Raw genomic sequence first — 25,451 nt, 5'->3', positions numbered from 1 at the left:
CACCTTGTCGTATACGTGGGGTGGTGCGGGGCTGTTCACAGGGCCGGCCGTTGCATGCCTGGCCGAGCAGACGGTGTGTGCCGTCTCCGCTCACGGTCACTTGGACAGCCGGTCGTCGATGAGCGCCTTGAACACCTCGTAGGAGCCCGGAGTGGGGATCCTGGTTCCGTCGACGAAGAAGGTCGGGGTGCCCTGCACGCCCAGGCCGAGGCCGTCGCGCTGGTCGTCCTGGACGCGCCCGGCCACCTCCGGATCGGCGAGGTCGGCGTTGAACCGGTCCATGTCCAGGCCGAGTTCCTTCGCGTACCCACGGAAGACGGACTCCTTCCACTCCTGCGACTCGCCCCACTCCTTCTGGGTGGCGAAGAGCTGGGTGTACATGTCCTCGAACCTGCCCTGGCGCGCGGCGGCCTCGGCGGTACGCGCGGCGAGTTCGCCGTTGCGGTGGCCGGGCATCGGGAAGTAGCGGGCGACGAACGTGACCCGGTCGCCGTACTCCTCGCGGAGCCTCTCCACCATCGGGTACACCGCCCCGCACGCCTCGCACTCGAAGTCGAGGAACTCGACGATCGTCAGTTCGCTCTTCTTCGGGTCGGTGAGACGGTGGCTGGTGTCGCGGACGGGCAGTGCCTCGGCGGCGGGCTGGACGTTCACACCGCCGGCGTCGCGGTCGTCGGGGGAGAACAGCAGGAAGGCGCCGAGGGCGGCGGCGAAGCCGGCCACGATCACCGCGGCGACGACGAGGTGTTTCTTCAGCTTCTTCATGATTCCTCGGTGGACGTGGACGTGGACATCGTCTTGGTGTTGGTCGTGGTGGGGTGGGCGGCGCGCCGGTCGCGGGCGTGCAGGCTCGCCAGGTAGGCGTTGTAGGCGGCCAGCGGGTCACCGGCGTCACCGCGGTCGATCCGCCGGTCGATACGGCGGGCCTCGCGCTGGTCGGAGCGGACCCACTGGACGGCCAGGATGATCGTGGTGATCAGGACGGGGATGTCGCCGGTGGCCCAGGCGATGGCCCCTGCGTTGTACTGGTCGTCCATCGCGTCCGTGACCCAGGGCCGGTCGAGCAGCGACCACCAGCCCTCACCGATCAGGTCGCTGGAGCTCATCAGCGAAATGCTGAACCAGGAGTGGAACGGCATCGTGAGGATCAGCACGAACAGCCTGCCCAGATGCGGTGGGCGGCGCGGTCCGGGGTCGATGCCGATGACCACCCAGAAGAACAGCAGCCCCGCGACGAGGAAGTGCACCAGCATGACCATGTGCCCGAGGTGGCTGCGCATCAGCGTTTCGAAGAGCGAGCTGTAGTAGACGGCGAAGGCACTGCCGATGAACAGCGCGCTCGCGACGGCCGGATGCGAGACCACCTTGACGTAGCGGCTGTGGAGCAGCTTCAGCAGCATCTCCCGCGGGCCGTCCGGCTCCCCTCTCGGGGCGGCGGGCAGAGCCCGGAGCGCGAGCGTGGCGGGGGCGCCGAGGACGAGCAGGATCGGCACCGTCATCGCGAGGATCATGTGCTGGCCCATGTGCACGCTGAACAGCACCTTGCCGTAGACGGCGAGCCCGCTCATCGTGGCCAGCACGGTCACCGCCAGGCCCAGCAGCCACGAAACCGTGCGCCCGACCGGCCACTTGTCGCCCCGGGCACGCAACTTCCGTACGCCGGCCAGGTACAGCAGGCCGGCGGCCGCCGTACCGAACGCGAACAGCGGGTCGAAGTGCCACTGGGTGAACAGCGGCGTCCAGGGGAAGTCACCGAGCGGCGGCGGCATGGCGAAGCCCAGCAGCTCCTCGGTGGGCGACACCGAGACGTCACCGGCGCCCGGAGCAGGCGTGCGTGACAGGCCCACGGCGAGCCCGACGGCCGCCGCCATGAGCAGCAGTTCACCGACGGCGAGGCGGAGGAACCCCCGCCACTCGCCCTCCTTCAGAGCGGGAAGCGTACGGCGCCGGTGCCATCCGCCGATGCCACCCAGAGCGGCGAGCGCCAGCACCTTGGCGAGAACCATCAGCCCGTACCGGCTGGTGAAGACGTCCCCCGGGGAGGGGAGTCGGACCGCGACGTTCACGATGCCGCTCGCGGCGACCGCGAGCAGTGCCCAGGCGGCGAGTGGGCTGAAGCGCCGGACCGCGTCCACCGCCTGCTCCTCACGGCGCGCGGCCACGATCAGAACGAACACCAGCCCGCCGACCCACACCGCGACACCGAGCAGGTGCAGGGCGAGGCTGGTGACCGCGGCGTCATGGTTGCCCGCCGCGGAGGAGTGTCCGGTGAACGCGGGAGGCAGCAGCCCGGCAAGGGCGACGACGAGCGCCACGCGGGCCCAGCGGGCGGTGCCGATGCCCACGCCCAGCGTCGCGATCACGCCCGCGGCGCCCGCCATCAGCGCGTACGAGCGGCCTTGTGCGTCCGTGGTGACGAAGTCCGCCAGCACGGCGGGAGAGAGGACCTCGGCGACGGGCTGGGCGAACAGGTCCGAGAGCATGAACGCGAGCGTGGCGGCCGACGCCACCGCCCACAGCGCGGCAGCCGCGGCGGCCCAGGTGAGATAGCGCAGCTGGGCCGGGCCGAGCTTCTTGCCGCCCGGCAGCAACACGGCGACCAGCAGCAGCGCGCCCACGGTCGCCGTGGCGGCCGCGTCCGTGACGGTGCGGGCCACCGGCAGGCCCCAGGCGGTCAGCGCACCGGCATCCGGTATTCCGGGGATCGCGGTCGCGGTGCCGCCACCGGCCCCCACCGCGACCACGGCGACGGCGACGGCGAGGCCGACCGTTCCGGCCAGCACGAGCGGCAGCCGCGGCAGCCGCCCGGCCCTGGTGGTGGTCCTGGTCGTGGTCTCAGTCGCCATGACGGGCTCGCCTCCGTCGTACGGCGTACGCGCCCACGGCCGCCACGGCCGCCACGGCCGCCACGGCCGCCGCGGCAGGCGCGCCGACCGCGACGAGAACGGGGACAGTCCCTCCGAAGGACTCGCCGTCGACGCCGTCCTCGGCGGGCTTCTCGGCTGTCTCCTCGGCGGTCTTCTCGGCGGCGCGGGGAACCGCCGCGCCCTCGGACCCCGTCCCTCGCGCCGACGGAGCGGGACTGCCGGCCGCCGCCTCGACGGTGAAGGAGTACGAGCCCGAGACCGGATGACCGTCGGCGGAGACGACCCGGTAGCCCACCGTGTAGCGCCCGGCGGGCGAGGTGGGATCCAGCGCGAGGGTGACCTCATTTCCCGAGACCGCGGGCTCCTCCGTGGCAGCGGACTTCCCGTCCGGGGCGGTGACCGCGACCTTGGCGTACTTCTCGGTCATCGGGTCGCTGAAGGTCAGCGTGATGTGCGAGGGCAGTTCGGCGAGCGTGGCGTCGGCCGCGGGACGGGCGGTGTCGAGGTCGGTGTGGGCCGCGGCCCGCGGCGCGGCGGCGGCCAGGGCCGCCAGGGCGGCGGGCACAACGAGGACACGTGCCGCCGTACGGACGGCACGCCGGTCAGTGACGTACATGACGAGGGAAACTCTCTGGGACACCCGGCAGCACCAGCCGCCGGGACGAGGAGGACCGGCCCACCGGGCGGCCCTCGCGTCACCCCGTCAGGGCAGGTGGAGAGCGCCGGGCGATGTCGGCCGGAGCAGGACGAACGGACCGTGCCCTCGGTACGGCGGCGCCCTGCCCGCGTGCAGCCGCACCAGCAGCGCCGACATCAACGGCGAGGAACTCTCCGGGACCACGGCCTGCGGACCCGTCGCGTGCCGCCCACCGAACCACGGCCAGAAGAACAGCAGCAGACCTCGCACGACCACCAGCAGTGACGTGCTCTGCCACAACAGCCGCTCCGTGACGCCCAGCAGACGGGCGGCGAGCAGCAGGGAGACCAGATGACCGGCGAGCAGCACACCGGGCGGCGGCCCGGCGGTCGCGTCGTGCTCGATCAGCCGGAGCGGAAGGCCCACCGAGCCGTCCTGCCCCGTCACCGCGGCGCAGGCCCCCGGCAGCGAATAGACGACGTGGTACGTGAGCTGGGCGAGGACGAGCACGCCCAGCAGTTGGGTGTCCGTCAGCCGGTGCCGTGTCAGCAGCAGCGCACCGGGCAGCGCGACGGCCGCCATGGAGGCCACGACGAGCCACTGGGGCGCATGGCCCTGCGCCAGCACATGTCCGGCCAGCGGCAGCAGCACGCACAGCACGGCGAGCACCCCGGCCCGAAAGCCCCGCAGCGCACCGGACGTCGGCGAGCCGGGTCCTCGTAGGCGGTGCGTGGGCATCAGATCGGGGCTTTCGGGAGTCAGCCCGTCACGGCGACGGAGTCACGGCGACGGAAGGGAACGGCGGGGTCGGATACGCCGACCACGTGTCCGGCGCATCTGGAAGCCTACCGACCGGCCCACCCGTGGCTTCACGAGAGGGGGTGGGAGGGACCCGGGGCCACCACCCCGCGCGTCACCGCGCGTTCCGCCAGTCCCGGCGGACGACGTCAGGGTGCCGGATGCGCGCCGCGACCCGGCCCCGCGTGGTGGAGGACATACCACCGTACGGCAGCCGCCGACCGCAGTGGGCGGTACGCGTAGACGTCGGCCGGGTTCCAGCCGGTGTCGGTGGTGAACCCTTCCGTGGCCTCGGCGGCGGCTGCCGCGTTGAGGGCGGCCGGGCCGCCGTTGAGCCAGGAGCCGGTGTCGCGGAAACGCGTGCCCCCGTAGAGCGCGACCACCATCGAGGGGCGGACGCCGGGGCCCTCGTACAGGAAGACGTTCCGCTCGGAGACGATCGCGGACTCCACGCCGATGCCGAGTGCGTAGACGGTGTCGCGGGCCCGGCCGCGGTAGACGTTGTTGACGAGGTGGACCTGGCCGAAGCGGACGCGTGGGGCACGCTGGGCGATGTCGGTGAAGAGGTTCCGGGCGAAGGTCACTTTCAGGTGCCCGCGGTCCCGGTCGCCGCGCCCGTCGCCGGAGCCGATGAGGACCGCCTTGTCATGGTCGGTGAACCGGCTGTCCGAGACGGTGATGAAGTCCGAACCGTCCTCGATGTCCAGCAGCCCGTCGTGCCGTTGGACCCGCTCGCCGTGGAAGCCGGCCGGGGCCGTGCGGTCAGGGAAACGGCCGTCGGTGAACGTGCAGTGGTCGATCCAGATGTTCCGTCCGGTGATCACTGTCAGGGCGTCGAAGCGGGCGTTCCAGTTGCCCTGCTCACCGTCGTCCGGTGACCAGGTGGTGAAGTGGTCGACGGGTGCCTCAAGAAGAAGGTCACGGACGATGATGTTGGTGCCCGTGTTGACGGTCAGGAAGACTCCGAGCAGGCGTGCGTCGCCTCCCGTGCCCAGGAGCGTCGTGTTGCTCGGCACGGTCAGCTGGATCTGCTGCTTCTCCCTGTTCGAACCGGTCTGCCGCAGCGTCCGCTGCTGCTTGCAGTAGTCGTAACGGGTGTCGGACCATACGGCGCCGTCCTCGCCGAAGCACGACATGTACTTCGCCAGGTCGTAGCCGGGGGCGTAGTCCTGTTCGCCGAGCAGCGTGCCGTCGTCCGCCTCGTGGCCGTTGATGTCTCCTTCGACCCGGATGACCTTGGGCGCGTTCGGGTCACCGTGGTTGGCCAGCGCTTCCTTCAGCTCCGCCCGCGTCGAGACCGTCCACGTCGACTCCGGGGCCGCTCCCGCGCCTCCCGTGGTTCCGCCGTGGGCGGAGGCCCAGCCGACCGGGCCGGCCTCACCGGGACCGGAGCCGGAAACAGAGGAACTCGCCGGGCCCGCCGGCAGCAGCACACAGACCAGCAGGGCGGCCACGAGGAAAGCCCGGAGCAACTGGCCTCCGGACAACGCCCCGCGAACCAGGCTGCCGCATGAATGAGGGGGGACCGACTCAGGCACCGTCACCGGGGCAACGGTAGGAGCCGCGCCCCACCGGTTCAACACCCGTGACAGACACGGCGGTCCGCCAAGCGTGCGGTTCAGGACAGCGGCGCCGTGGACCCCCTGATCACCACCCGGCAGGGCAGGCTCTCGACTCCCGACCTCCGTGCTCCGCCGATCGCCGTGAACAGGGCGTGCGCCGCCGCGCGGCCCACCTGTTCGAGGTTCATGTCGACGCTGGTCAGCGGCGGGCGGGAGGCGGAGGTCAGCACCCGCCAGTTGTCGAAGCCCATGACCGCCACGTCCTCCGGCACCCGGTGGCCGCGCTCGCGCAGTACGTCGATGACGCCGCGGGCTATCTGATCGCTGCCGCACAGGACGGCGTCCACATCCGGGTGCTGGTCGAGCAGTATCGCGGTCGCCGCCCGTCCCCAGCCCTCCGACCACGCCCCGAACCGCGGCCGGCCGACCAGGGTGAGGCCGGCGTCCGCGAGCGCGGCCCCGGCCCCCTCGGCCCGCTCCCGCGCCGCGAGGTACCCGGGGTCGCCGGTGATGTGCGCGATCCGGGTACGGCCACAGGCCAGCAGATGGTCCACCGCGATCCGGCCGGCGCCGACGTTGTCAGGGACGATGGACAGGTCCTCCGTGTCGTCCGACGGCGCGTAGGCGTAGACGACGGGAACGGGCAACTCGCGTCCCAGCGAGGGGCGCGGGTCGGTCCGGCTGCCCACCACGATGAGGCCGTCGACGCGGCGGCCGAGCAACGCGCGGACGTGGTGCTGCTCCCGGATCGCGTCACCACGGGCGTCACAGAGGAACACCGCGACCTCGCCCGCTCCGAACGCGTCCTCGGCACCCATGAGGATCGGGATGCTGAACCGCCCCTCCAGGTCGCTGGTGAGCAGCCCTACGGTGCCCGTACGCCCGGCCAGCAGGCCCCGGGCCACCTGGTTGGGCCGGAACGACAGCCGCTCCGCCGCTTCGATCACCCGCTGTCTGGTCTCCGCGCGCACCTGACTGCGGCCGTTGAGGGCCTTGGACGCGGTGGCCACGGACACGCCGGCCAGCCGGGCGACGTCGCTGAGCGTGGCGGGATGCGAACGAGAGGGGCCGGTGGCCTGTGCCATGGTCTACTCCTGTCTCGCGTCGCGTGCCGACGCCGTCGAGCGCGGCACGCCGCGCGGAAAACAGTACCGGGAATCCTTTCGGTCGCGGCACGCCCACGGGTTCGAGCACTCGGCTTCAGGTGTTTCCCGCAAGGGGATTGACGGTTGATGAGCCGGGTCCTAGCGTCTCTGAAAGCCTTTTCGGTTCGTTTCCCTCGCTTCGCCGCTGTCGCCGGTGAGTTCGTTTCCGGGCTTCGTCACCGGGCTTTGTCACGGGGCTTCGTCGCGGGGTTCGTCACAGCCTGTTCGTCGCAGCTTGTTCGCCGCAGTGTTCAGTGCCACCACATCCATCGTCCCGACCGGCCGGCCTGCCCAGGGCCCGCCGTCCACGAGGGGGGATCGACCATGGGGAGCACGGCCGGACCGCTCGGACGCCTACGCCGCCTCGTCACCGCCGCCATCGCACTCCTCGCCGCCGCGAGTCTGGTCACGGCATGCGGATCGGGGGAGGACGGTTCGGGCGGCGGGGGAGGAAGCGGAGCCGCGAACGCCAAGGGTGTCGACGACGGCACCAAGTTGACGATGTGGACGCGTGCGGCGACCCGGCCGCAGAGCGAGGCCCTCGTCAAGGCGTACAACGCGAGCCACCAGAACAAGATCGAGCTGACCGTCATCCCCACCGACGACTACCAGGCCAAGGTCGGTGCCGCGGCCGGCTCCCGCGACCTCCCCGACCTGTTCGCCTCCGACGTGGTGTTCGTACCGAACTACACCTCCAGCGCGCTCTTCGCCGACATCACCGAACGCCTCGACGCCCTGCCGTTCGCCAAGCATCTGGCCCAGTCGCACATCAAGGCCGGTACGTACGAAGGCAGGAAGTACGTGGTGCCGCACACGCTGGATCTGTCGGTGCTCTTCTACAACAAGGAGCTCTACCGCCGGGCCCAGCTCGACCCGGAGAAGCCGCCCACCACCCTTCGCGAGTGGGACCGGCAGGCCCGCGCCGTGGACGCGCTGGGCTCGGGCGTCAACGGCACCTTCTTCGGCGGTAACTGCGGCGGCTGCGGCGTCTTCACCTGGTGGCCGTCCATCTGGGCCGCCGGCGAGGACGTGCTGAACAAGGACGGAACCGAGGCACGCCTCTCCTCCGACACCGCCAAGAAGGTCTACGAGACCTACCGCGGCTGGGTGCGGGACGACATCGTGGCCCCCGGCGCACGCGACGAGACGGGCACGACCTGGACCGGGGTCTTCCCCAAGGGCAAGGTCGGCGTGATGCCCATGCCGTCGACCACCCTGGGGCTGATGCCCAAGGACCTCGACCTCGGTGTCGCGCCCATCCCCGGACCCGACGGCGGCAGGTCCACCTTCGTCGGCGGTGACGCCATCGGCATCTCCGCCACCAGCAAGTCGGCCGACCAGGCCTGGAACTTCCTCGCCTGGTCCCTGGGCGACACGGCCCAGGTCGACGTGGTCGCCGCGAACAAGGACGTGGTGGCGCGCACCGATCTGGCGTCCAACAAGCACTCCAAGGCGGACCCGCGGCTGGTGACGATCAACCAACTCGTCGCGCACGGCCGCACCCCGTACGCGCTGAAGTTCGGCCAGACCTTCAACGACCCCAACGGACCCTGGCTGACCCTCATGCGCGACGCCGTCTTCGGCGACGAGGGGGCACTCGACAAGGACAACGCAGCGGTCAGTGCTTCGCTGGCCGACTGAACGGCCCCCGGGGGCCGGGCCCCAGGGGGTACGGCACCAGCCTGCCCCCAGCACCCCGCCGCACCGCCCCTCCCACGTCCCACGGCAGAGGAGACCCATGCAGGTGAAGGCGCCCCCTTGGTGGCGGTCCCGCACGGTCAAGGGCATGGGCTACGCGGCACCCACGGCCGTGTTCGTCGCGGTCTTCTTCGTGCTGCCCCTGCTCCTCGTCGGACAGATGTCGCTCAGCGACTGGCCGCTGCTCGCGGGCGACCGCGGGGTCAACGCGCCCGAGAACTACACCGACGTCACCCACAGCGCCCTCTTCTGGCCCGCGGTGCGCTTCACCCTCCTCTACACCGTGATCGTCACGGTCGTTCTCCTCGGGCTCGCGCTCCTCCTCGCCCTGCTGGTGCAGGAGTCCCGCCCGGGAGCGGGCTTCTTCCGTACGGTCTACTTCCTGCCCAGCGCCCTGGGACTGGCCTCCGCCTCCCTGCTGTTCTGGGGTCTCTACAGCCCCACCACCGGCCCGCTCAGCCGGGTCCTGGACACGCTCGGCCTCGTCGACGACCCCGTGTCGTTCCTCGGCTCGCCGACGTCCGCCCTGCTGTCGACCGTGTTCCTCATCGTCTGGAAGTTCGCGGGCTTCTACATGCTGATCCTGCTCGTGGGTCTCCAGCGCATCCCCCACGAGGTGTACGAGGCCGCCCGGATGGACGGCGCGAGCCGCGGCCAGATCTTCCGCTCCGTCACGCTGCCGCTGCTGCGGCCGTCCCTCGCCCTGACCCTGCTGCTGTGCGTGACCGGATCCCTGCTCGCCTTCGACCAGTTCTTCATCCTCACCAAAGGCGGACCGGACAACAGCACGGTGACCGTCGTCCAGTTGATCTACCGGGAGGCCTTCCAGCGGCTGAACCTCGGCACCGCGGCCGCCCTGTCGATCATCGTGCTGGGCGTGCTGCTCCTGCTCAACGCCCTTCAGTTCCGCGGTCTGCGCCGCGCCGACGAGTCATGACCCCCACATCGACACCCGCCTCATGAGAAGGGACACCACGGTGCTCACCCGCGCTCTGGGCCGGACGCCTCACTACGTTGTCGCCGGAGGTCTGGCCGTCATCTTCCTGTTCCCCCTGCTGTGGAACACCTTGGCCTCGGTCAGCGGACAGCCCGGCACCGCGCAGGAATCCGGTTACGGCCTCGGCAACTACAGGACGCTGCTGGACTACGACGCCGGACTGTGGCGGTACCTCCTCAACAGCACCGTCGTCTCGGCCCTGACCGTCGCCCTGACCCTCGGGGTGTCGCTGCTGGGCGGTTACGCCTTCGCCCGCTTCGACTTCCCCGGCAGGAACCTGCTGTTCCTGCTCACCCTGGCCATCCTCATGGTCCCGTACGCCACGCTCCTCATCCCGCTCTACGTGCTGCTCGGCAGGCTCCATCTGCAGAACTCGCTGATCGGGCTGAGCCTCGTACTGGCCATGTTCCAGCTGCCGTTCGCCACCTTCATGATGCGGATCTCCTTCGAGGCGGTGCCACGCGAACTGGAGGAGTCGGCACTCGTCGACGGCTGCGGCACGGCGGGCGCACTGCGCCGGGTCCTCCTCCCGGCGGTGCGACCGGGACTGATCACCGTGGGACTCTTCGCCTTCCTCGCGGCCTGGAACGACTTCATCGCGCCCCTGATCCTCATCTCCGACAGCGAGAAGGCACCGCTGCCCCTGGCCGTCGCGAACCTGCGGCAGCAGAGCATGGGCGCCGTCGACTATGGCGCCACCGAGGCGGGCGTGGTGGTACTCGCCGTCCCCTGCCTCCTGCTCTTCCTGCTGCTGCAACGGCACTACATACGCGGCTTCATGTCCGGCGCGCTCAAGGGATGAGGACCGAAGCAGGCGCACACCGACCACCAGGCACCGCACGACCACCACGCATCGACCACCGCGGACCCACGACCGAAGGGACCAACCAAAGGCATGAACTGGTGAGGGAGAACACGACGCGGCCGCCCGTGCTGCCGGTGGCGCCCACCCGGGGACGGCTGCGGCCGCTGGGCCTGGACGAGGTCAGGATCACCGGGGGCTTCTGGGCCCGGCGCAGGCACACCAACGCGACCGCCACACTCGGCCACTGCCGTGACTGGATGGAACGCGTCGGCTGGACCGGCAACTTCCGGGCCGCGGCCGAGGGCCGGGTCCACCGCGACCGAAAGGGCCGGGAGTTCGCGGACTCCGAGATCTACAAGCTCCTCGAAGCCATGGCCTGGGAGGCCGGGAGCGGCGGAGCGGCCACCACGCTCGACGCGGAGGCGGCCGCGCTCACCGAGGCCGTCGCACCCGCGCAGGAACCGGACGGCTACCTGAACACCGCCTTCGGCCGCCCCGGACAGCAGCCCCGCTACAGCGACCTCGAATGGGGCCACGAGCTCTACTGCTTCGGGCATCTCATCCAGGCCGGTGTGGCCCAGGCCAGAGCACGGGGCGAGGGTGAGCTGACGAAGATCGCCCGGCGAGCCGCCGACCACATCTGCGCCACGTTCGGCCGGGGCGGCATCGAGGGCGTCTGCGGGCATCCGGGGATCGAGACCGCCCTGGTGGAACTCGCCAGGCTGACGGGGGAGCAGCGCTACCTCGACCAGGCGGCCCTCTTCGTCGGCCGCCGCGGACACCACACGCTCGCCGACATCGAGTTCGGCCGCGCCTACTACCAGGACGACGTGCCCGTGCGGGACGCCACCGTGCTGCGCGGACACGCCGTACGTGCCCTCTACCTCGCGGCCGGCGCCGTCGACGTCGCCGTCGAGACCGGGGACGACGCCCTGTTCGCCGCGGTCGTACGGCAGTGGGAGGCGGCGGTCGCACGGCGGACCTATCTGACGGGCGGTATGGGCTCGCACCACCGTGACGAGTCCTTCGGCGACGACTTCGTGCTGCCGCCGGACCGCGCCTACTCGGAGACCTGCGCCGCGGTCGCCTCCGTGATGCTCAGCTGGCGGCTGCTGCTGGCCACGGGAGAGCCGCGCTTCGCGGACCTGGCCGAGCGGACCCTGTTCAACGTGGTCGCGGCCTCCCCGTCCGAGGACGGCCGGGCCTTCTTCTACGCCAACACCCTGCACCGGCGCACCCGAGGCACCGTCCCCGCCACGGACGCCGACAGCCCACGCGCCGAGTCGAGCCTGCGCGCCCCCTGGTTCGCGGTGTCCTGCTGCCCGACCAACGTGGCGCGGACTCTTGCCCAACTGCCCGCCTACCTGGCGACGGCGGACGACCACGGCCTGCAACTGCACCAGTACGCGGACGCGGAGATCGCCACGTCCCTCGCCGGCGGCCACGGTGTCGCCCTCCGGGTCCGCACCGACTACCCGTCCGGAGGGACCGTGACCGTGCGGGTCGTCAGGTCCCCGGACCATCCCTGGACCCTGTCGCTGCGCGTCCCCGCATGGACGGCGGGCACCACCGCGTCGCTGGTCGGCCCGGACGGGACACGCCGCGCCGTCCCGCCGGGCACCGCCGAGGTCACCCGGGTCTTCCGCCCCGGTGACGAAGTACGTCTGGAACTGGCCGTGACACCGCGCTGGGTGCGGGCCGATCCGCGCGTCGACGCGGTACGCGGCACGGTGGCCGTCCAACGGGGACCGCTGGTGTACTGCGCCGAGTCCGTGGACCTGCCGCACGGGCGGGACGTCGACGCGGTGCGGGTGCATCCGTCCGTGGAACCGGAGGACGGTCCGGGCGGCACGGCCGGCACCGTCGTCGCGGCCGGAGAGGTCGACGTCCACGCCGAACGAAGCGATGCGGCCTGGCCGTACGAACCGCTCGACCGTCCCGCGGCGAGGGACGCCGACCGCACGGGCATCGTTCTGGTGCCCTACCACGCCTGGGCCAACCGTGGGCCCTCGACGATGCGCGTCTGGCTGCCTACGGCCGAGCCGCGGACGACGGAACCGTAGACAACGCTCACCTGGAGGCAGTCGTGCACGGACCGCGAAGACGGCACCGTCGCAGAATCCTGGCCGGGGCGCTGGCTCTCGGGCTGCTGGCCTCGCTCGCCGCCACCGCCCAGGCCGAGGCGGACAACTCGGCGATCGGCTACCCGGTCTACTCCGGATCGGCCGAGCCCGTGCCGGAGTTGCCCGCGGGCTTCACCGTCCGCCGCACCCTGCGCGCCCAGTACGAGGCCGACCGGAAGGCGGGGAACGGCACCGACTTCTGGATGGACCGGATGCTGGCCCGCAAGGGCCAGGACCCGGCAGGCGACTGGCTGTTCACGCGGGGCCGGGCGGTGTTCATGAAGGAGCACGACCCGTCCCGGCTCGGGTTCGGCGGCAGGGTCGCCTACTGGGAGAGCATCGACAACCGTTCCGCGTACACCATCACCCTGTCCATGGACGGCGAGAACCTCACCCTGCGCGAGGACACCGGCGCCAGGACGCAGACCCCCAGCCACTGGCGCAGCGAGTTCACCCACGAGGCCGGCGGGCTGAAGGTGACGCAGACCAAGTTCATCACCGACGCGAACGTCGCCGTGACGAACCTGACCGTCACCAACACGGGTTCCGCCCGCCGCGAGCTCACGCTACGCGCCTCGTCCCCGTACACCACGACCGCCGAAGGCCGTGAACTGACCGGCGCGACGGCCGCGAAGAACAACCTCACCGCCGTCTTCCCGCGACTCAGCGGCGACGGCATGGCCCCCGCACCGGACGGCGAGGCCCTCACACGATCCCTCGCTCTGCCCGCCGGCGGCAGGGTCACCACCAAGGTCCAACTCGGGTTCGTCACCGAGGAGATCGCCCGCTCCCGGACCGAGTACGACTCGGTGCGCACCGCCACCCCGCCCGCCGCCTTCCGTACCCACGTGCAGACGTACAACCGCTGGTGGGCCGAGAACCTGCCGTACCTCGACGTCCCGGACGACAACATCGAGAAGACGCTGTACTACCGCTGGTGGCTGCTGCGGTACAACTACCTCGACGCCGACATCCCGGGCAGCGACTACCAGTTCCCCACCTCGACGGAGGGCGCCCTCGGCTACAACAACGCCATCGCGCTGACCGTCGGCATGTTCGTCGACGACCTCAAGTACCTGCGCGACCCGAGCTACGCGTACGGCCCCTGGGTGTCGGCCGGAGAGGTCTCGAAGAACGGCAAGTACACCGACAACCCGGGTGACCCGGAGAACTGGTCGAACAGCTACACCCAGTACATCTCCGAGGCGGCTTGGCGCTCCTACCAGGTGCACGGCGGACCCGACGGCATCGTGCGCAATCTGGCGCGGTACGCGGAGAAGGACGTCAAGGGCCAGCTGGAGAACTACGACCACGACGGCAACGGGCTGATCGAGTACGACTGGGGAGCCATGACCGGCAACGATGCCGACGCGGTGTCGTTCGACTGGAGGCCGGGGAACCTGGACCGCGCCGAGTCGGCCTATGTCTTCAGCAACGCCACGGCGGCGGCCCGCGCCTACGACCTGCTCGGCGAGAAAGCCAAGGCCGACGAGATGCGCGGCGTCGCGCAACGGGTGAAGGACGCGGTCCTGAAGTACCTGTGGGACCCGAAGGACAAGCTGCTCAAGCACCGGCACGTGGCCAGCGACACCCTGGTGCCCTGGAAGGAGATCAACAACTACTACCCGTACAGCGTCGGCCTGATGCCCACGCCGGACGAGGACCCGCAGTACCTCGAAGCGCTGCGGCTGTGGGCGGACGCCGAGCAGTACCCCGTCTTCCCGTTCTTCACGGCCAACCAGGCCGACAAGGCGGAAGCGGCGGAGCAGGGACACCCGGGGAGCAACAACTTCTCCGTCATCAACTCCACCGTCACCTTCCGCTTCCTCTCCTCGGTGCTGCGGACGTACCCGAGCAAGTACATCGACCGCACCTGGTACAAGAAGCTGCTGTCCTGGAACGCCTGGGCCCACTACATCGACGGCGACAACCGGTGGCCCGACCAGAACGAGTTCTGGGCCGACGGCAGCGCCGACCCGCAGAAGATCGGCTACCGGTCCTGGATCCACCACACCATCCTGGGCACCACCAACTGGACGGTGATCGAGGACGCGATGGGCTTCCGGCCCCGCGACGACCGGAAGATCGAGCTGTGGCCGATCGACATCGACTGGCCCCACTTCGCCGTCACCGACATCAACTACCGCGGCACCGACGTGGCCGTGCTGTGGGACGAACCGGGCGACGGGAAACGGCCGTACGGCCGCCAGGTCCCCGAGGGCTACTCCGTCTATCTCGACGGAGAACTCGCCTTCACCGCCGACCGCCTCACCCACCTCGTCTACGACCCCGCCACCCGCACGGTGACGTTCCCCGACGGCGGAGACGGCAAGGCGCGCGTCACCGGACTCCGTACCGGTGTGCCCGAGCCAAGGGACGTCGAGTACGGCCGGAAGGACCGCGTCACCGACCTGTTCGCCAAGGCCGGCCGCGACCTGACGGGCGCGGCGAAGGAGAACCTCGCCACCGGCGCCACGGCCCGCGCCTCCCACGAGGCCGAGGGGCGGGGTGTGTCCGGGGCCGTCGACGGCTTCACCATCAACGAGCCGTACTGGGGCGCCCGAGGATCGGGCAACACCGAGGACTGGTACGAGATCGACTTCGGGCGAAAGCGTGCGGTGGACGACGTCAGGCTCTACTTCTCCAGCGACAAACGGCCGGGCGGATACGCCGAACCCGCCCTCTACACCGTGCAGTACCAGGACGGCGACAACCAGTGGAAGGACGTGGCCCGCCCCGCCAAGACGCCCGTCAACCCGAGAGCCAACCTCAACCAGGTGCGCTTCGAGCAGGTGACGACCCGGAAGCTGCGGGTGCTCATGCGCCACCGGGACGGACACACCAGCGGTCTGAAGGAGATCCAGGCGTTCGCCACCGGCGTCCGTCCCCCGGCGTTCCGGAACCACGCCCCGTACGTCGAGGCGTGGCGGGACACCACGTACAGCCGTCCGGGCCAGGTCCGGCTGACGGGGATCGTCGAGGACGACGGGCTCCCGGAGCGGAAGCTCTCCGCCTCGTGGAAGGCGACGGACGGACCCGAAGGCGGCACCGTCATCTTCGACGACCCGCGCGCCCCGACGACCGTCGCACGGTTCACGGAGGCGGGCACCTACACCCTCGAACTCACCGCCACCGACGGCGCGTCGCAGTCGTCGAAGAAGGTCGTGGTCAAGGCGGAGAAGCTCGCGGACGGGCAGGTGAACGTGGCACCCTTCGCCACACCCACCGCGTCCTACACCTCCGGCTGGGAATCCGTCGCGGCGATCAACGACGGCCGGGAACCCGCCTCGTCGGCCGACGCCCCGCGCTGGGGCAGCTGGCCCCAGAAGGGCACCCAGTGGGTCCAGTACACCTGGGACGACCCGGTCCGCGTGGACGGCTCCGACCTGTACTTCTTCCGCGACGCGCAGCCGGGCGCCGACGACGGTGTCGGAGTGCCGGAGGCCTGGGTCATCGAGTACCGCGACGGCGACACCTGGCGCGAGGTCGCCTCCCCCAGCGGCTACGGCACCGCCGCGGACCGCTACAACAAGACCACCTTCACTCCCGTCACGACGACGGCCCTGCGCGCCCGGCTGACCGGCCATCCGAATCTGGCCCTCGGCGTGCAGGAGTGGAAGGTGTACGCCGAGACACCGGAGTCCGTGCGCGACGTCCATGTCCCCACCCCACGCGGCACGATCCCCGAGCTGCCCGGACAGGTGACGCTGGTCTACGCCGACGGCTCCACAGCGCGCTCGCCCGTCGCCTGGCCCGCCCTCACCGAGGAGCAGGTCGCGGAGGGCGGCACGAGCGTACGGATCACCGGTCTCGCCGACCGGGCCGCGCAGCCCGTGACCGCGACCGTGTGGGTGCGGCAGAGCGACGCGGTGGAGATCACGAGCATCGCCGAGGAGCACGTCACCACCCGGGCCGGCACGGCGCCCGCGCTCCCGGCCACCGTGGTGGCCACCTACAACGACGGCTCCAAGGACAGCCGGGTCGCCGTCACCTGGGACCCGGTGGAGCCGGAACAGTACGCCGAGCCGGGCACCTTCGAAGTGAAGGGCACCGTGGCGGCAACCACCTATCGCGCCACGGCCACAGTCACTGTGACGGGTTCGCCATGACCGCCCTCACCGCTCCACCGCGCCCATGCCCACCGAGGACCGACGATCGGAGTCCCCGAGCATGTCCCATCCCCCCACCCGCCGTCGTCTGCTGAGTCTCGCCGCCGGGGCCGCGGCTGCCGCCCCGCTCGTTCAGGCCACCTCGGCCGCGCACGCGGCAGCCGGCCAGCCCTTGTCCGGAACGCCCGGCCAGGCCCTGTCCGGAGTACCCGCCCAGGCCCCCGCCGCCCCGCTGCCCGTCCCGGCTGCCTGGTCGGTGCGCCCTTTCCCGCTGGACCAGGTCACCCTCGGGAACGGCGTCTTCCGGGCCAAACGCGACCTGATGCTCGACTACGCTCGGTCCTACCCGGCGGACCGCATCCTGGTCGTCTTCCGCGCCAACGCCGGACTCGACACCCGGGGCGCCCGGCCGCCCGGCGGCTGGGAGACCGCAGACGGCAACCTGCGCGGCCACTTCGGAGGCCACTTCCTCACCCTCGTCGCCCAGGCGTACGCCGACACCCGGGAGACCGCCCTCAAGACCAAGCTGGACTACCTGGTCGGCGGGCTCGGCGAGTGCCAGAAGGCACTGGCCGAGAACGGCTCGCCGAAGCCCAGCCACCCCGGCTACCTGGCGGCGTACCCGGAGACGCAGTTCATCCTGCTGGAGAGCTACACGACCTATCCGACGATCTGGGCGCCCTACTACACCTGCCACAAGATCATGCGCGGGCTCCTCGACGCACACACCCTGGCAGGCAACGAGCAGGCGCTGACCATCGCCTCGAAGATGGGCGACTGGGTGCACAGCCGACTCGGCCGGCTGCCGAAGGCCCAGCTGGAGCGCATGTGGTCGATCTACATCGCCGGTGAGTACGGCGGCATGAACGAGGTGATGACGGACCTGTACGCCCTCACCCGCCGTGAGGAGCACCTGGCGGCCGCGCGCTGCTTCGACAACACGGCGCTGCTGGACGCCTGCGCCGAGGACCGGGACATCCTCGACGGCCGGCACGCCAACCAGCACATCCCGCAGTTCACCGGCTATCTGCGGCTGTTCGACCACACCGGGCAGGAGGACTACGCCGCCGCGGCCCGCAACTTCTGGGGCATGGTCGCGGGCCCCCGCATGTACAGCCTGGGCGGCACGGGCCAGGGCGAGATGTTCCGCGCCCGGGGCGCCATCGCGGCGACCCTGGACGACAAGAACGCCGAGACCTGCGCGACGTACAACATGCTCAAGCTCACCCGGCAGCTGTTCTTCCACGAGCCGGACCCCGCCTACATGGACTACTACGAGCGGGGCCTGACCAACCACATCCTCGCCTCCCGCAAGGACGCCCCCAGCACGACCAGCCCCGAGGTCACCTACTTCGTGGGCATGGGCCCGGGAGTCGTGCGCGAGTACGACAACACGGGCACCTGCTGCGGCGGCACCGGCATGGAGAACCACACCAAGTACCAGGACTCGGTGTACTTCCGCTCGGCCGACGGCAGCGCCCTGTACGTCAACCTCTCCCTCGCCTCGACGCTGCGCTGGCCGGAACGGGGCTTCGTCGTCGAGCAGACCAGCGACTATCCCGCCGAGGGCGTGCGCACCCTGACGTTCCGTGAGAGCGGCGGCAGGCTCGACCTGAAGCTCAGGGTTCCGTCCTGGGCCACGGGGGGCTTCACCGTCACCGTCAACGGAGTCCGGCAACGGGCCGCGGCCGAGCCCGGCAGCTACCTCACCCTGAGCCGGACCTGGCAGCGCGGCGACCAGGTCCGCGTCCTGGCCCCGTACCGTCTGCGCATCGAAAGGGCGTTGGACGACCCCACCGTCCAGTCGGTCTTCCACGGTCCGGTGCTGCTGGTCGCCCAGAGCCCGGAAAGGGACTTCCGCACGTTCTCCTTCTACAAGGACTTCACGCTCCGGGGCGACCTCGCCGCCGCGATCCGGCCCGAGGGCCGGCCGATGCACTTCACCACGCACGGCCTGACCCTCGCGCCGTTCTTCGTCGCGGACAACACCCGCTACCACGCCTACTTCCGGCGCTCCGAACCCGTCGTCGCGTTCGGCACGGCCGACTCGGGCGTCCCCAACCGGGCCCGCGGTGACGGTCTGACCTTCCTCGACGTGCTCTGGGAGCAGGCGCCCTTCGCGAGCTCCGGCAGCTTCGTCCAGGCGGTGCGTACCCTCGCGGACCGATGGCTGTCCGAGGCGCTCTTCACACGCGCCGAGCGGGACCGTGTCATCGCGGCCGCGCTGGAGGCGGACCTGAGGCGCTGAGTCAGGGGAGCCCGGCAGCCCCTCCGGCGCTCCCGCATCCGGTGAGAAAGGACCCCCCCATGCAGACCTCCCCCCACCAGGCCAGACCTCGCACACCCGGACGCGGACCACTGGCCGTCCTCACCGCCGTCCTGACGACCGTTCTCGTCGCCGGCGTCCTGTCCCTGGCCGGCGTGGGCCAGGCGCACGCCGCTCCCGGGGACGGCTCGGTCTCCGACCCCAACATCGGCTACGTCGGACGCTGGGACACCAGCTCGGGCACCACGGCCGTGGCCAACTGGACCGGCGCGTACGTGCAGACGTCGTTCACCGGCACCACGGTCAAGGTGAGGGCCAGAGACGCCGTCAACCTCTACGTCAGCATCGACGGCGGACCCGACGTCTTCCACGCGGGTGTGCGCGGCACGGTGAACCTCACCCCACAGCCGTTGCCGACGGGCACCCACACCCTGCGGATCGCCTACCGCTCCGGCGACACCGTCTTCCAGGGACTGGTCATGGACTCCGGCGCCCGCACGGTCGCTCCCACCACCCGGCCCGGCCTGATCGAGTTCGTCGGCGACTCCATCACCGCAGGAGCCCTCACCGACCGGCTGGCGCTCGACTCGTACGCCTGGAAGACCGGCGAGCGACTGGGGATGCGGCACACGCAGATCGCCCGCGCCGGCTACTGCCTAGTCGGCCAGTCCGGATGCACCGGCCTGAGCAGCCAGTTCTTCAAAACGGCCAGCACAGGTGGCACCGACTGGGACTTCTCCCGCTACCGGGCGGACGCGGTCGTCATCAACCTCGGCACCAACGACATCGGGCACGGCGTGTCCGGCACGGCGTTCCAGTCGGCGTACACCACGTTCCTGCGCGACATCCGCGCCAGGTACCCGGACGCGGTCCTCTTCGCGGTGCAGACCCTGAAGAAGCGGTACGTCACCGAGACCAGGGCCGCCGTCACCGCCCGCAACGCCGCCGGTGACACCAGGGTTCGCTACGTCGACACGACGGGCTGGCTCACCGACGGCACCGACTACGAGGACGGCGACGGACACCCCAACGAGGCGGGCCACACCAAGTTCGCGGACCGCCTGGCCCCCGTCATCAGCGCCGCGTCGATCGGCGGTACGACCCGCTCCGTGAAGGCCGCGGCGCCCGGCCAGCCCGGTGACCCGAACATCAAGTTCGTCGGACGCTGGGACACCACGAGCTCCACCACCGCCTACACCCCCTACTGGGCGGGCGCGTACTACCGCGTCGGCTTCACCGGCAGGACCGTCCAGCTGAAGCAGCGGGGCACGATCGACTTCTGGGCGCGGATCGACGACGGGCCCGTGACGTTCTACGACGACGTCAAGGGAACGGTGAACCTGACCCCGGCCGCGCTGCCGGCCGGCCGCCACACCCTCCAGGTCAACTACCAGGTGGTCGCGGGCTCCTACCGTGGTGACGCCGTCTTCCAGGGACTCGTCCTCGACAGCGGCGCCACGACCTATCCGCCGCCCGCTCCCGAGAAGCTGATCGAGTTCGTCGGCGACTCGATCACCGTGGGCACGACGACCTCGCAGAACGCACGCACCGCCTACGGCTGGCTGATCGGGGAACGCCTCGGCGCCGAACACACGCAGATCGCCCAGGGCGGCGCCTGCCTCGTCGCCACGGCGGACGGATGCGTGGGCCTGGAGCGGCAGTTCACCCAGCTCAACCCGAACGCCCCGACACCGGGCTGGGACTTCTCCCGCTACCGGGCGGACGCGGTCGTCATCAACCTCGGCACCAACGACGTCGGGCACGGGGTGAGTTCGGCGCAGTTCCAGGAGGCGTACAGCAGTCTGCTGCGCAAGGTCCGCGCGGCCTATCCGCAGGCCTGGATCTTCGCGTTGGAGACCTTCCGCGGGCGGTTCGTTCCGCAGACCGAGGCAGCCGTCAGGGCAGCCGTCGACGGCGGCGACTCGCGGGTCTCCTTCGTCGACACGACGGGCTGGCTCGGCTCGGGCGACCTCACGGACTCGGTCCACCCCAACGACCAGGGGCACCGCGTCATCGCGGACCGCCTCGCGCCCGTCATCGCGGCCAGGATCGGCGCCTGACGCGTTCGGGGCGTGGCCGTGGTCAGCGCTTTCGGGCCAGGCCCCCGGACACCGGCGCGGAGCCGAGACCGCTGTCGCCGTCCTGGTGGCGCAGTACCCAGTCGTCGAGGTCGAGCGCCGCTTCCAGGGGCTCCCGGGCCATGTAGGCCCGCCACCAGCTCAGCTCGCCCAGCGAGCCGGCCGGCCCGGTCGGCCCCGTGGGCCCGGTGGCCTCGGCGGGGGAGAGCGGTCCCCTCCGGAAGCGGTCCTCGGCCGTCGTGAAGCGTGCCCGCGCGCTGTGCGCGGGCACACCCAGGACATCGCCGACGCGTTCCCAGTCCGCACCACCCACGCGCTCGAACACAGCGGCGGCCTCGAAGAACCGCTGGGCGGCCCGGAGCACCCGGGCGGCATCGGCCAGTACCGAGCCCGGGGAACGCACGGTGCCGTCGGGGTGCAGTTCGTGCTCGCCGATCGGAACGGCGGCGCGGGCGAGTTCGGCCAGTTCGCAGGCCTCATAAGCCGCCACCAGCCGCGCTCGTGCCGCGTCCGTGTACGGCCCGGCGGCTGTTCCCTTGTCACCCTCGGTCATGTCAACGGGCGCGCAGGAAATAGAGGACGGTCATGGTCACGGCGGTGGTCAGGATGACGCCCCGCAGCAGCCGTGCGGGAAGGCGGCGTGCGAGATGGGCCCCGGCGAATCCGCCGACCACCGCACCGGCCAGCATGCCGACGAGGAGAACCGGAGCGCTCAGCGCCTCCGAGGCGACGAGGAACAGCGCGGTCGCGCTGAGATAGACGGCCGCGACCTGGGTGACCCGCATCGGATTGCCGGCGGCGGTGTCGAGGCCGAGGCCGACGCTCCACAGCGCCAGCATCAGGATGCCTACGGCACCGCCGAAGTATCCGCCGTACACGGCCAGAAAGAACTGGCCGATCAGGACGGCCCGCGCACTCATGCCGACCGGGCGGCCCATCGCGGTGCTCACCGCACGCGAGAGATACCGCCCGAAGATGAGGACCACCGTGGCGAACGCGAGAAGCCACGGCACCGCGGCGTCGAACGCCGCCGCCGGCAGCGCCAGCAGCAGGCCGGCGCCGAGTCCGCCCCCGACGACACTGACCGTGGTCAGTGCCGTCGTGGACGCCGACCCGACCGGGGCGACCTCACGTCGGTAGACCCAGGCGCTGGCCACCGACCCCGGGACGAGGGCGATACTCGACGCCGCGTTCGCCGTCACCGGGGGCAGACCGACCGCGACGAGAGCGGGCAGCGCCACGAACGTGCCGCCACCACCGACGGCGTTCAGCGCTCCGGCGGCGGTACCGGCCAGCAGGACGAGCAAGGTCTCGGACACCCGACGAGCATCACTCAGTGACCCGATGTTCCACAATGCGTCATCGGCATATTCAGCCTAAGGCTGAGGCATAGGCTGAGAGCCGTGCGCTACGACCTGGACGATCTCCGGCTCTTCCTTGACATCGTCGCGGAGGGGTCGATCACGGCCGGCGCCCGCCGGATGCACCTCAGCCTTCCCTCGGCCAGTGCCAGGGTGCGCTCGCTGGAGCACCAGGCCGGCGTGGCTCTCCTGATCCGCGGCCGCCGGGGCGTGCGGCCCACCCCGGCGGGGACGACCCTGGCACGGCACGCCCGCGAAGTCCTCGACCGGACAGCACGGCTGGAGAGCGCCGTCGCGAGCTACACCCGGTCACCGACCGCTCCGCTGACCCTGCTGGGCGGTGGCTCCGCGATGCACCGACTCGTCCCGCGGGCCCTGGTGTCGTTCCTGCGGGCGCACCCGGACGTCGACGTCACGGTGTCCGAGCGCCGCACCCCCGAGACCGTGCGCATGCTCACCGACGGCGAGGCGGACCTGGGGGTCGTCGTCGACGACGAGGCCCGCGACTGCGGCCTGCGTATGGAACCCCTCGGCGACGACTCCCTCGTGGTGATCGGCCAGGCCGACGGGATCCTCGCCGGCCGGACCGCCCTGACCTACAGCGAGGTGGCCGAACACCCTCTCGTCGGGCTCGACCGAGCCTCCTCGCTGCGACGCTGGATCGAAAAACACGTGGGCCCGCACGCCCCGGCCGTGCGGTACCGCACCACGGTCGCCGACCTCGGCGTCCTCGTCGCCCTGGCGGCCGCGGGCGTCGGGCTCGCCCTCGTACCGCGCCGCGCTGTCGACCCCGGCCGCCTGCTCGACGTGTGCGAACTCGCGGACCCCTGGGCCCGCCGCCACCATCTGCTCGCCTGGGGCGTCAAGGACCGAACCTCGTCGACGGCCACCGCGGCGCTCGCCGAACACCTGCGGCGGGCGGCACTGTCGGAGCCGGCCTCACCCGGCGGACACGGGGACTGAGGGAACACCGATCCGGCACACCATGGAAAATGGGGGTAAACCGGTTTATATGGGTCCAAGGGAATCATTCGGGGGATCATGAAGCACCGGGGCCTTCCGGAGCAGGCACAACGAGGAGGGAGAGCCCTGATGACGCGTTCGGTCGGTATCGACCTCGGCACCACGAACTCGGTGGTCTCGGTCCTCGAAGGCGGCGAGCCCACCGTCATCACCAACACGGAGGGGGCCAGGACCACACCGTCCGTCGTGGCCTTCGCCAAGAACGGTGAGGTGCTCGTCGGGGAGGTCGCCAAGCGGCAGGCCGTGACGAACGTGGAGCGCACCGCGCGCTCCGTCAAACGGCACATGGGGGACAAGGCCTGGCGGTTCCCGGACAGCGGGAGCATCGACGGCAGGCAGTACACCGCGCAGGAGATCTCCGCCCGGGTGCTGCAGAAGCTGAAGCGGGACGCGGAGACCTATCTCGGAGAGGACGTCACGGACGCGGTGATCACCGTACCGGCGTACTTCGACGACACCCAGAGGCAGGCCACCAAGGAGGCCGGTGAGATCGCGGGCCTGAACGTCCTGCGGATCATCAACGAGCCGACGGCCGCGGCCCTCGCGTACGGCCTGGACAAGGAGAACGACCAGACGGTCCTCGTCTTCGACCTCGGCGGCGGCACCTTCGACGTGTCGCTGCTGGAGATGGGTGAGGGCGTCATCGAGGTGAAGGCCACCAACGGCGACACCCACCTCGGCGGCGACGACTGGGACCAGCGCATCGTCGACCACCTGGTGAAGCAGTTCAAGAACGCGTACGGCGTCGACCTGTCCAAGGACAAGATGGCCGTGCAGCGGCTGCGCGAGGCCGCCGAGAGGGCCAAGATCGAGCTGTCCAGTTCGTCGGAGACGAACATCAACCTGCCCTACATCACGGCCTCCGCCGAGGGCCCCCTGCACCTCGACGAGAAGCTGACCCGCGCCCAGTTCCAGCAGCTGACCGCCGATCTGCTGGAGCGCTGCACGGGGCCCTTCCACCGGGCCGTCAAGGACGCCGGGATCAAGCTGTCCGACGTCAACCACGTGATCCTGGTGGGCGGTTCGACCCGTATGCCCGCCGTCACGGACCTCGTGAAAGAGCTCACGGGCAAGGAGCCGCACAAGGGCGTCAACCCGGACGAGGTCGTGGCCGTGGGTGCCTCGCTCCAGGCCGGTGTGCTCAAGGGCGAGGTCAAGGACGTTCTCCTCCTCGACGTGACACCGCTGTCGCTCGGCATCGAGACCAAGGGCGGCATCATGACCCGGCTCATCGAGCGGAACACGACGATCCCGACGAAGCGGTCGGAGATCTTCACCACCGCCGAGGACAACCAGCCCTCCGTGCAGATCCAGGTCTACCAGGGCGAGCGCGAGATCGCCGCCTACAACAAGAGGCTCGGCATGTTCGAGCTGACGGGTCTGCCGCCGGCCCCGCGCGGCGTGCCGCAGATCGAGGTCGCCTTCGACATCGACGCCAACGGCATCATGCACGTCACCGCCCGGGACCTGGGCACCGGCAGGGAACAGAGGATGACCGTCACCGGCGGCTCGGCCCTCCCGAAGAACGACATCGACCGCATGGTCCACGAGGCCGAGCAGCACGCCGAGGAGGACCGCCGGCGGCGCGAGGGCGCCGAGACCCGCAACCGGGCCGAACAACTCGTCTACCAGACCGAGAAACTCATCAGGGACAACCCGGAGAGGATCCCGGCCGACGCCAGGAGCGAGACCGAGGCCGCGCTGGCCGAGCTGAAGGAGAAGCTCAAGAGCAGCCAGGAAGGGGCCGAGGACGCCGCCGGCATCCAGCAGGCCATGGACAGGGCGGCCGCCGCCGCGCAGAAGATCGGCACCGCGCTGTACGAGCAGTCGCGGACCGAGGGCGCGACGAGCGCCGGCGCGTCCGGCGCCGCCGGTGCTTCGTCCGGACCGGACACCTCCGGTCCGGAGGACGAGGTGGTGGACGCCGAGATCGTCGACGACGACAAGGCCGGCAAGGGCGACAGGCCGGAGGCGGGCTGACG

17 protein-coding genes are annotated in these 25,451 nt (G+C 70.8%); 9 read left to right on the top strand and 8 right to left on the bottom strand.

Annotation, left to right across the window (positions count from 1 at the left end):
- Nucleotides 1-96: 96 nt before the first annotated feature.
- The 6 genes from IE262_RS01540 to IE262_RS01515 all read right to left on the bottom strand — a co-directional run bounded on the left by IE262_RS01540 (nt 97) and on the right by IE262_RS01515 (nt 6,949).
- Nucleotides 97-765: a DsbA family protein gene (locus tag IE262_RS01540; protein ID WP_189870659.1), complete on the bottom strand. Its 669-nt coding sequence runs from the start codon at nt 763-765 to the stop codon at nt 97-99.
- Nucleotides 762-2,846, bottom strand: coding sequence for a bifunctional copper resistance protein CopD/cytochrome c oxidase assembly protein (locus IE262_RS01535; protein ID WP_189870657.1), 2,085 nt, complete (start codon nt 2,844-2,846; stop codon nt 762-764). Before IE262_RS01535 ends, IE262_RS01540 begins: the two co-directional genes overlap by 4 nt.
- Nucleotides 2,836-3,483 (bottom strand): copper resistance CopC family protein, encoded by a 648-nt coding sequence (locus IE262_RS01530; RefSeq protein WP_189870656.1) that lies wholly within the window; start codon nt 3,481-3,483, stop codon nt 2,836-2,838. The genes IE262_RS01535 and IE262_RS01530 overlap by 11 nt, the downstream gene beginning before the upstream one ends.
- Nucleotides 3,484-3,570: 87 nt before the next feature.
- Nucleotides 3,571-4,242: a hypothetical protein gene (locus IE262_RS01525; RefSeq protein ID WP_189870654.1), complete on the bottom strand. Its 672-nt coding sequence runs from the start codon at nt 4,240-4,242 to the stop codon at nt 3,571-3,573.
- Between the two features lie 209 nt (nt 4,243-4,451).
- The gene (locus IE262_RS01520) at nt 4,452-5,774 is read right to left on the bottom strand and encodes a pectate lyase family protein (protein ID WP_229877049.1); all 1,323 of its coding nucleotides are present in this window, start codon (nt 5,772-5,774) and stop codon (nt 4,452-4,454) included.
- A 146-nt stretch (nt 5,775-5,920) separates the two neighbouring features.
- Nucleotides 5,921-6,949: a LacI family DNA-binding transcriptional regulator gene (locus IE262_RS01515; protein WP_134039353.1), complete on the bottom strand. Its 1,029-nt coding sequence runs from the start codon at nt 6,947-6,949 to the stop codon at nt 5,921-5,923.
- 384 nt (nt 6,950-7,333) lie between these two features.
- Between IE262_RS01515 and IE262_RS01510 the strand changes: the two genes are divergently transcribed.
- The 7 genes from IE262_RS01510 (at nt 7,334) to IE262_RS01480 (ending at nt 21,067) form a co-directional block, all read left to right on the top strand.
- A complete protein-coding gene (locus IE262_RS01510) occupies nt 7,334-8,650 on the top strand; it encodes an ABC transporter substrate-binding protein (RefSeq protein ID WP_189870652.1) in 1,317 nt (438 codons plus the stop codon).
- A gap of 97 nt (nt 8,651-8,747) precedes the next feature.
- Nucleotides 8,748-9,644, top strand: coding sequence for a carbohydrate ABC transporter permease (locus IE262_RS01505; protein WP_189870650.1), 897 nt, complete (start codon nt 8,748-8,750; stop codon nt 9,642-9,644).
- A 40-nt stretch (nt 9,645-9,684) separates the two neighbouring features.
- On the top strand, nt 9,685-10,506 hold the full coding sequence (locus tag IE262_RS01500) for a carbohydrate ABC transporter permease (protein WP_189871592.1): 822 nt from the start codon (nt 9,685-9,687) through the stop codon (nt 10,504-10,506).
- 101 nt (nt 10,507-10,607) lie between these two features.
- Nucleotides 10,608-12,572: a glycoside hydrolase family 127 protein gene (locus IE262_RS01495; RefSeq protein ID WP_229877046.1), complete on the top strand. Its 1,965-nt coding sequence runs from the start codon at nt 10,608-10,610 to the stop codon at nt 12,570-12,572.
- A 23-nt stretch (nt 12,573-12,595) separates the two neighbouring features.
- Nucleotides 12,596-16,741, top strand: a complete 4,146-nt coding sequence (locus IE262_RS01490) for an Ig-like domain-containing protein (protein ID WP_189870646.1) — start codon at nt 12,596-12,598, stop codon at nt 16,739-16,741.
- A 61-nt stretch (nt 16,742-16,802) separates the two neighbouring features.
- Nucleotides 16,803-18,989 carry a glycoside hydrolase family 127 protein gene (locus IE262_RS01485; RefSeq protein WP_189870644.1) on the top strand — a complete coding sequence of 729 codons (2,187 nt, stop codon included), beginning with the start codon at nt 16,803-16,805 and terminating at the stop codon, nt 18,987-18,989.
- A 59-nt stretch (nt 18,990-19,048) separates the two neighbouring features.
- A complete protein-coding gene (locus IE262_RS01480; protein ID WP_189870642.1) occupies nt 19,049-21,067 on the top strand; it encodes a GDSL-type esterase/lipase family protein in 2,019 nt (672 codons plus the stop codon).
- Between the two features lie 22 nt (nt 21,068-21,089).
- Here IE262_RS01480 and IE262_RS01475 read toward each other — a convergent pair whose 3' ends face one another.
- Together IE262_RS01475 and IE262_RS01470 are read right to left on the bottom strand one after the other, a co-directional pair.
- Nucleotides 21,090-21,638 (bottom strand): hypothetical protein, encoded by a 549-nt coding sequence (locus IE262_RS01475; protein WP_189870640.1) that lies wholly within the window; start codon nt 21,636-21,638, stop codon nt 21,090-21,092.
- Between the two features lies 1 nt (nt 21,639).
- Nucleotides 21,640-22,404, bottom strand: coding sequence for a sulfite exporter TauE/SafE family protein (locus IE262_RS01470; RefSeq protein ID WP_134039360.1), 765 nt, complete (start codon nt 22,402-22,404; stop codon nt 21,640-21,642).
- Nucleotides 22,405-22,488: 84 nt separating this feature from the next.
- On the opposite strand from IE262_RS01470, the gene IE262_RS01465 reads away from it, so the two are divergent.
- Entirely contained in the window at nt 22,489-23,409 is a 921-nt protein-coding gene (locus IE262_RS01465) for a LysR family transcriptional regulator (RefSeq protein ID WP_134039361.1), read from the top strand.
- A 129-nt stretch (nt 23,410-23,538) separates the two neighbouring features.
- On the top strand, nt 23,539-25,449 hold the full coding sequence (gene dnaK / locus IE262_RS01460; protein ID WP_189870638.1) for a molecular chaperone DnaK: 1,911 nt from the start codon (nt 23,539-23,541) through the stop codon (nt 25,447-25,449).
- Nucleotides 25,450-25,451: the final 2 nt, after the last annotated feature.

The organism is Streptomyces bluensis, assembly GCF_014650715.1.
Classification (GTDB): domain Bacteria; phylum Actinomycetota; class Actinomycetes; order Streptomycetales; family Streptomycetaceae; genus Streptomyces; species Streptomyces bluensis.
The sequence above is the reverse complement of the archived record's forward strand: the minus strand, read 5'-3'. Positions and strand labels throughout refer to the sequence as shown.